The sequence below is a fragment of the Streptomyces albidus (ex Kaewkla and Franco 2022) genome (genome assembly GCF_013870515.1).
Classification (GTDB): domain Bacteria; phylum Actinomycetota; class Actinomycetes; order Streptomycetales; family Streptomycetaceae; genus Streptomyces; species Streptomyces albidus.
Map to the genome: position 1 here is coordinate 22,583 of NZ_JACBXA010000052.1, position 6,842 is coordinate 29,424.

General features: G+C 72.3%; 9 protein-coding genes. 1 reads left to right on the top strand and 8 read right to left on the bottom strand.

The features are described 5' to 3' along the window. Positions 1–23 precede the first annotated feature (23 nt). The 5 genes from H5J26_RS11400 to H5J26_RS11420 form a co-directional block, all read right to left on the bottom strand. Positions 24–272, bottom strand: coding sequence for a hypothetical protein (locus tag H5J26_RS11400; RefSeq protein WP_181765679.1), 249 nt, complete (start codon positions 270–272; stop codon positions 24–26). Continuing rightward, positions 269–1,405 (bottom strand): tRNA (adenosine(37)-N6)-threonylcarbamoyltransferase complex transferase subunit TsaD, encoded by a 1,137-nt coding sequence (gene tsaD / locus H5J26_RS11405; protein WP_181765680.1) that lies wholly within the window; start codon positions 1,403–1,405, stop codon positions 269–271. Before tsaD ends, H5J26_RS11400 begins: the two co-directional genes overlap by 4 nt. Beyond that, complete coding sequence (gene rimI, locus H5J26_RS11410) at positions 1,398–1,943, bottom strand: ribosomal protein S18-alanine N-acetyltransferase (RefSeq protein WP_419183779.1); 546 nt, start codon at positions 1,941–1,943, stop codon at positions 1,398–1,400. Before rimI ends, tsaD begins: the two co-directional genes overlap by 8 nt. Further along, positions 1,940–2,629 carry a tRNA (adenosine(37)-N6)-threonylcarbamoyltransferase complex dimerization subunit type 1 TsaB gene (gene tsaB, locus H5J26_RS11415; RefSeq protein ID WP_181765681.1) on the bottom strand — a complete coding sequence of 230 codons (690 nt, stop codon included), beginning with the start codon at positions 2,627–2,629 and terminating at the stop codon, positions 1,940–1,942. The genes rimI and tsaB overlap by 4 nt, the downstream gene beginning before the upstream one ends. 89 nt (positions 2,630–2,718) lie before the next feature. Continuing rightward, on the bottom strand, positions 2,719–4,125 hold the full coding sequence (locus H5J26_RS11420) for a DUF2993 domain-containing protein (protein ID WP_235980625.1): 1,407 nt from the start codon (positions 4,123–4,125) through the stop codon (positions 2,719–2,721). Between the two features lie 155 nt (positions 4,126–4,280). Between H5J26_RS11420 and H5J26_RS11425 the strand changes: the two genes are divergently transcribed. Further along, positions 4,281–4,832, top strand: coding sequence for a hypothetical protein (locus tag H5J26_RS11425; protein WP_181765683.1), 552 nt, complete (start codon positions 4,281–4,283; stop codon positions 4,830–4,832). A gap of 80 nt (positions 4,833–4,912) precedes the next feature. Here H5J26_RS11425 and H5J26_RS11430 read toward each other — a convergent pair whose 3' ends face one another. From H5J26_RS11430 to H5J26_RS11440, 3 genes are all read right to left on the bottom strand, one after another. Next, positions 4,913–5,098, bottom strand: a complete 186-nt coding sequence (locus tag H5J26_RS11430) for a hypothetical protein (RefSeq protein WP_181765684.1) — start codon at positions 5,096–5,098, stop codon at positions 4,913–4,915. Between the two features lie 136 nt (positions 5,099–5,234). Continuing rightward, a complete protein-coding gene (gene tsaE / locus H5J26_RS11435; protein WP_181765685.1) occupies positions 5,235–5,861 on the bottom strand; it encodes a tRNA (adenosine(37)-N6)-threonylcarbamoyltransferase complex ATPase subunit type 1 TsaE in 627 nt (208 codons plus the stop codon). Positions 5,862–5,926: 65 nt separating this feature from the next. Continuing rightward, the coding region (locus H5J26_RS11440; RefSeq protein WP_181765686.1) for an alpha/beta fold hydrolase at positions 5,927–6,842 on the bottom strand (916 nt) is incomplete at its 5' end.

A 6,842-nucleotide genomic window follows, 5' to 3' on the forward strand; every position in this document is an offset into this window, starting at 1 on the left:
CCGGGCCTGCTCCAGCCCTGCCCTCAGACCTGCTCGAAGCGCCAGCGGTGCACGGGCCGGGCGATCAACTCCGGTGGAGGTTCGGGGAGTTCGGGGAGGCTCGCGGAGAAGTCGGCGGACCACCACGTGATGACCAGCACGCGGCCGCCGGGAGCCGAGAAGGTCTCGCGGCGCAGCGGGGGCGTCTCCGGTTCCTGGCCGCGGGCCCAGTCGAGAAGGTCCGTGCCCCGTCCGTCGGCGGCCTTGGCCTCCCACATCAAGGCGACGGTCATGAGTAGAGGTTCTTCCCGCTCAGTTCGTGCACATGGTCGTGGGAGTGTCCGGGAGCGTGGCCGTGGACGTGCTCGCCTGCCGGCCCGCCGCTGCCGGGCACGTGCGGCTCCGTGACCGGCAGCGAGGAGTCCGCCGGGAGGTCCCAGTCGGACGGAGCGCGGCGACGGGCGACCATCTCGGCGCCCAGGGCGGCGACCATCGCACCGTTGTCCGTGCACAGCTTGGGCCGCGGCACCCGCAACGTGATGCCCGCGTCCGCGCATCGCTCCTCCGCCATGGAGCGCAGCCGGGAGTTGGCGGCGACGCCGCCGCCGATCATCAGATGGTCCACGCCCTCGTCCTTGCAGGCGCGGATGGCCTTCCGGGTCAGCACATCGGTGACCGCCTCCTGGAAGGAGGCCGACACGTCACGCACGGGGACCTCTTCGCCGGCGTTGCGCTTGGCTTCGATCCAGCGGGCGACGGCGGTCTTGAGGCCGGAGAAGGAGAAGTCGTACGGGGCGTCGCGCGGCCCCGTCAGCCCGCGCGGGAAAGCGATGGCCTGCGGGTCGCCCTCACGCGCGTACCGGTCGATCACGGGGCCGCCGGGGAAGCCGAGGTTCAGTACGCGGGCGACCTTGTCGAAGGCCTCACCGGCGGCGTCGTCGATCGTCGATCCGAGCGGGCGTACGTCGGCGGTGATGTCCGGTGCGAGGAGCAGGGAGGAGTGCCCGCCGGAGACGAGAAGCGCCATGGTCGGCTCGGGCAGGGCGCCGTGTTCCAGCTGGTCGACGCAGATGTGGGAGGCGAGGTGGTTGACGCCGTAGAGGGGCTTGCCGAGCGCGTACGCGTAGGCCTTGGCGGCGCTGACGCCCACCAGCAGGGCTCCTGCCAGGCCGGGCCCGGCCGTGACCGCGACGCCGTCCAGGTCGCGGGCCGAGATGCGGGCCTCGCTGAGGGCGCGCTCGATGGTGGGGACCATCGCCTCCAAATGTGCGCGGCTCGCGACCTCGGGCACGACGCCGCCGAAGCGGGCGTGCTCGTCGACGCTGGAGGCGATCGCGTCGGCGAGCAGCGTGTGGCCGCGGACGATGCCGACACCGGTCTCGTCGCAGGAGGTCTCGATGCCGAGGACGAGGGGTTCGTCAGCCATGGGTCCTGGTTCCTTGGGAGGGGGTCGTCGAGGCGTGGGTGGGGAACTCCAGGCGCATGACCAGGGCGTCGACATCGCCGGGCTGGTAGTAGCCGCGCCGTACGCCGATGGAGGTGAACCCGAAGCGCTCGTAGAGGCGTTGTGCCGGGGCGTTGTCGACGCGGACCTCAAGCAGCACCTCCCCGCAGCCGAGCAGAGCGGCGGTGGAGAGCAGTTCGCTCAGAAGTCGCGCGCCGAGGCCGACGCCGCGGTGGGCGGGCAGGACGCCGATGGTCTGGATGTCGCCGGTGCCGCCCACCGCTGCGAGACCGCCGTACGCGACGAGGACGGGCCCGCCGGGGCCATGCGTCTCCGCGACGAGGTAGCGGCGGGTGGCGTACGGCCCGCGCGCGTGCGCGAGTTCGGACCAGAACAGGCCCGCCGACCAGGCGTCCTCCGGGAACAGCACACGTTCGAGGTCGAGCACGGCCTCGATGTCCCACCAGCGCATCTCACGCAGCGCGATGTCCGGGACCGCGGCGGACTCCGCTCCGGTCACTTGGGCGTGACCACCTTGTAGTTGGTGGGCACACGGGCGTCGGGGCGGCGGAGGTAGAGCGGCCGGGGCGGGAGGAAGTCCTCACCCTTGGCGAGCTTCTGGGCCGCGAGGCAGGCCAGCGCCGCCGCCGACTGGTCGACGGGCAGGTCGGCGCGCCGTTCCCCGCCGTCCGCCGCGCAGGGCGCCGTGAAGGTGCCTTCGTACAGCCGGGCTCCGGCGCCGATCGCAGGCATGCTCACGACGTCCTCGGGGAGGTCCTCGGGACGGTCGACGGCGGGATCGCCGAGGCGGGTACGGGCGTCGGCGTACCGCGCCCAGTAGACCTCTTTGCGGCGGGCGTCCGTCGCCACGACGAACGGGCTCTCCAGCCCGGAGGCGTAGGCGATGCCGTCGAGCGAGCACAGCCCGAGCACGGGGGTGCCCAGCGCGGCGCCGAAGGCCTCCGCGGTGGCGAGGCCGACCCTCAGCCCGGTGTACGGGCCGGGGCCGACGCCCACGATCAGGCGGCCGACCTCGTCCAGGGACCGGCCGGCCTCACGCAGCACGCGGTCGACGGAGGGAAGCAGCAGCTCACCGTGGCGACGGGCGTCGACCTGGTCGGCGGCGGCGAGCACGCGGTCGCCGTCGGTGTCGTACAGCGCGACGGTGACGGCGGGGGTGGCGGTGTCAAGAGCGAGCAACAGCACGGGAGCCAGCCTACGGCGGATGAGGGAGTGCTCGACCCGGGGTCCCGCACGGGACGCTTTCGGGTGACTTCGCTGGGGGCCCGGCGCGGCTACGGCGCCTTGCGGCGCTGGTCCTGCGCCGGCCCGCGTGCCTCCTCCTTCTTCGCGCCGCCGCCGAAGGGGACGTCCACGCCCGTCAGCTCTGCCCTGATCCCGTCCTCGGCGACCGAGATCCCGCGCAGCCGCACGTCACCCGGCATCTCCGGCAGCCGCACGGACAGCGAGAGCCTCTCGGCCAGCTTCGGCTCCTCGATCTTCTTCACACCCTCGACGAGGGCCGGGTCGATGCCGATGCGCTTCAGCAGCGCGGGGTGCTCCACGAGTACGTCCAGCATGTTGATCTTCATGAGCCTGTCCACGAAGAACGGGGTTCCCGTCGTGCGGTTCAGCGCCTGCTCGCTCTGCCACACCTCCGCGGCCCGCTGCGGCGTGAGCCCGAACCGTTCGGCGACCGAGCCGACCCGGAAGAGCGCCTTCGCCTCGGCGGCGTCCCGCTTGATGCGCTCGGCGAGGGGACGGGCCAGCCGCAGGCCGCCGTCCTTGCCGGGGGTGTAGGAGAAGAGCCCGGGCACGTCGAGCCGCATCGAGTCCACCGTCGTCCCGACTCCGTGGTCGCCGGTGCGCCGCAGGTGGGCGCGTCCTTGCACCTCGACCTTGCGGCCGGCGACGGGCAACTCGCCGCGGGCGAGCACCGAGTCGTCCTTGCCTGCGCTGAAGTCGACCTGGGAGGTGCCCAGTTCGCGGTCGAGGTCGTCGAAGTCGAGCAGCACCTCGCCCCGCATCCGCCCGAGGACGGCGCCCTTGATCGAGGACGGAGCGCCGCCCACGATCCGTACGTCCTTCACCGATCCCTTCACCTGCGCGACGGAGACGCGGCCGGCCGGCATGTCAGGGACGGCGATGTCGACGTGGTCGAGGCGTTCGCGGGCCAGCTGCGTCAGGAAGGGGAAACCGCCGATGTGCACCTCGGGTTCCGCGTGCAGTTTCAGCGCGTCCTTCACCTTCCCGGCCGCCTGGTTCTCGGCGTAGAGGGCCGCCCAGCGGTCGCCGACGAAGAGGAAGGCGAGCAGGACGAGGACGGCGACGGCGGTCTTCATGGTCCTGCGGATGTGCGAACGCCGCCGTCTGCGCACGGCCCGCAGGTGCGGCATGCGCTCGTGGTACGAGTCGTCGTGGTCGGAGCGGAGGGCGAAGCCGAGCGGCCCCTCGCCCTCGCTGTTCACGTCGCCGCGGAAGCCGTCGTACGGACTCCCGTACAGGCCGGACCCCGCCAGCGGTTCACCGTCCGGACCCGGTCGCCCCGTTGCGTCCCCCCGGCCGCCCGCTCCGAGCGCGTCGTACGGACTGGGCAGGCCGCGGGAGGGCGGCGGCGCGTCGGGAGAGGCCAGCTCCTCGTAAGGATTCGGTGCCTTCCGTATCCACCCTGTGGAACTTGTCGGGGGTCGGTGGGGGGTCATCGCCACATGCGAACACATGCGCGCCGCCGACTCCAATCCGGAACCGGAGCCCTCCGGCGCCCGCCGGCAGCGGGCCGCTCCGTCCAGGTCCGGCACACCCGACTGCTACGGTCGGTCCCGTCGCAGGCAGACATCATGAGAGGTGGCGGCGCACGATGGCACGTGGCAGCAGCGCGGGAGCGGTCGTGGCCGGTCTGACAGCGGCGGCCCTCGCCGTCGTCGGGTTCTTCGCCTACCAGGCGAACGCCGCTCAGGACCGCGTGAAATCCGAGTCCCCCGGCTCCTCCGACTCCTCTCCCGGCAAGTCCGAACGCAAGAAGCAGAAGGTCACGCTCCCGGCGTTCTCCGGCACCGGCGAGCGCGTGGTCTACGACCTGGGGCGCAACCGTGTGTGGCTGATGGGCCCGAACCAGAAGGTGAAGCGCACCTTCCGCGTACACCCGAGCACGGTCGACCCGAAGCCGGGCACGTACAAGGTCGAGTCACGGGCGCCGCACGTCACGGGCTCGGACGGAGTGCCCGTCGAGAACGTGGTCCGCTTCGCCACGAGTCAGGGCACGACCATAGGGTTCAGCTCCGCGCTCGACGGGTCGCTTCCAGAGCCGGAACAGCAGCGGAAGACCGGCGGCATCCGGGAGCGCGCTGCGGACGGCGAGGCCATGTGGCTGTTCGCGACGATCGGCACCAAGGTCGTGGTCGTCCGCTGAGGCTCCTCCGGCGTCCGCGGAGGGACGTCGGGCACCGGGATCGGTGACCAGGGGCTTCTGCGATCAGGAGTGCTCGGAGATCAGGCGGCGTCGCGCTTCGGCTCTGCGGAGGGCTCTTCCTCGTCGCGCACACCCGCGCCTTCCCCGGCACCGGACGGCGGCTTCGAGATCGCGTCGGCGGCGGCACAGGAATCCAGCAGGGCGCGCATCGACACGCCTGCCGCCGACTGCGCGCCGGGCTCCTGCTCTCGGTCTTCGGCCGACATGGGTGCCTCCTAGGGCTCCTTGGGCGGGCGAGGCAAGTGAGGCAGACCTAACCCCGCTCTCGCACCCCATCTGACCACGTCCGCCGTCGCCGACGCAACATCTTGCCGACAGGTTGTCGGGACGCCGGGAGGCGGGTCATGCAAGGACGGAGAGGTCCTCCTCGAGCCACCTCTGCCCGACTCCGGTCACCGTCACGGTCCGTACGTCGTCCACCTCCCCGGCCTCCGGGTCGGCCTCGTCAGCCGTGACGTCGAAGTCCGCGCCGACGGCGCGCTCGATCACGACGTGGAGGCGGTCCTCGGAGAGCTCCTCGACCCTTCCCTCGCCCCACTCCACGACCACGACCGACTCCGGCAGCGACACGTCCAGGTCGAGGTCGTCCATCCCCTCCAGGCCTCCCCCGCCGAGCCGGTAGGCGTCGACGTGGACCAGTGCGGGGCCGTCGCCCAGCGACGGATGCACGCGCGCGATGACGAAGGTGGGCGAGGTGACGGAACCGCGTACGCCGAGGCCCTCGCCGAGGCCGCGGGCCAGCGTGGTCTTCCCGGCGCCCAGCTCGCCCGTGAGCAGGACGAGATCGCCGGGGCGCAGCAGCGAGGCGATGCGACGTCCCGTCTCGCGCATCCGGTCGGGCGTGGGCACATCGGTGGTGTGGCGGACGGCGAGAGCGGTGTCTCCCGCGGAGGGCTGCCCCTCAGAGGACTGCCGTGCAGAGGGCCGGGCGGCGGAGGACTGTGCCGCCGAGGACTGTGGTGCTTCCATGCGTCCGGATGGTACGCGCGGGAGTGAGAGCCCCGCGCCGCCCCCGGTGGGCACGCCCGGTCTGCTCAGCGTGCCGCGCGGCCCCGCCGGGAAGCGCTCACCGCACGGGTGATCAGCGCAGCCAGCGCCTCGTTGACCGTGTGCGGACGTTCCAGCATCAGCAGATGCCCCGTGTCCTCCAGGATCCGCAGCCGTGCCGAGGGCAGTGCCGAGGCGATGGCCTCGCTGTGCGCGTACGGCGTGAGCAGGTCCTTCTCGCCTGCCAGTACGAGCGAGGGGCACTCCTCGAAGGCGGCGAGCGCGGCCGTCTTCTCGTGGGCCTCGAAAGCCGGGTAGAACTCGGCGACCACGTCGATGGGAACGGACTCGATCAGGCGCTCCGCGAAGCGCGCGACGCCGGGGTCGACGTCGTGCCCGCTGCCGAAGGAGTAGCGCTTGACCAGGCCGGCGAAGAGGTCCGCCGCCGCCCGGCGTCCCCGTTCGACCAGCGCTGTCTGTGTCACGAGGGCCTTGAGCACCCCTGGGACCGCTCGGCGTACGGCCTTCACGCCCAGGGCCGGAAGCGGCAGCCCGTACGTCACCTCGCCGAGGCCGCCCGCACTGGTGCCGACGAAGGCGACCCCGATGACGCGCTCCGCGACGAACTCCGGATGGCGGTCGGCGAGGGCCATCAGCGTCATGCCGCCCATCGAGTGCCCGACGAGCACGATCGGGCCCTCGGGCACAGCGGCGTCCAGGACCATCTTCAGGTCGTCGCCGAGCTGATCGATGGTGACCTGCTCGCCCACGGGCGCCCGGCCGGAGCGGCCGTGGCTGCGCTGGTCCCAGTAGACGGTGCGCACCGCACCGCGGAGGGCCGCGCGCTGGAAGTGCCAGACGTCCTGGTTGAGGCAGTAGCCGTGGGTGAAGACGACGGTGGGCGGCGGGGCGGTCCTCCCGGACCGTGAAGTGCCGCGGCGTCCCAGCAGCCGGAGCAGGCGG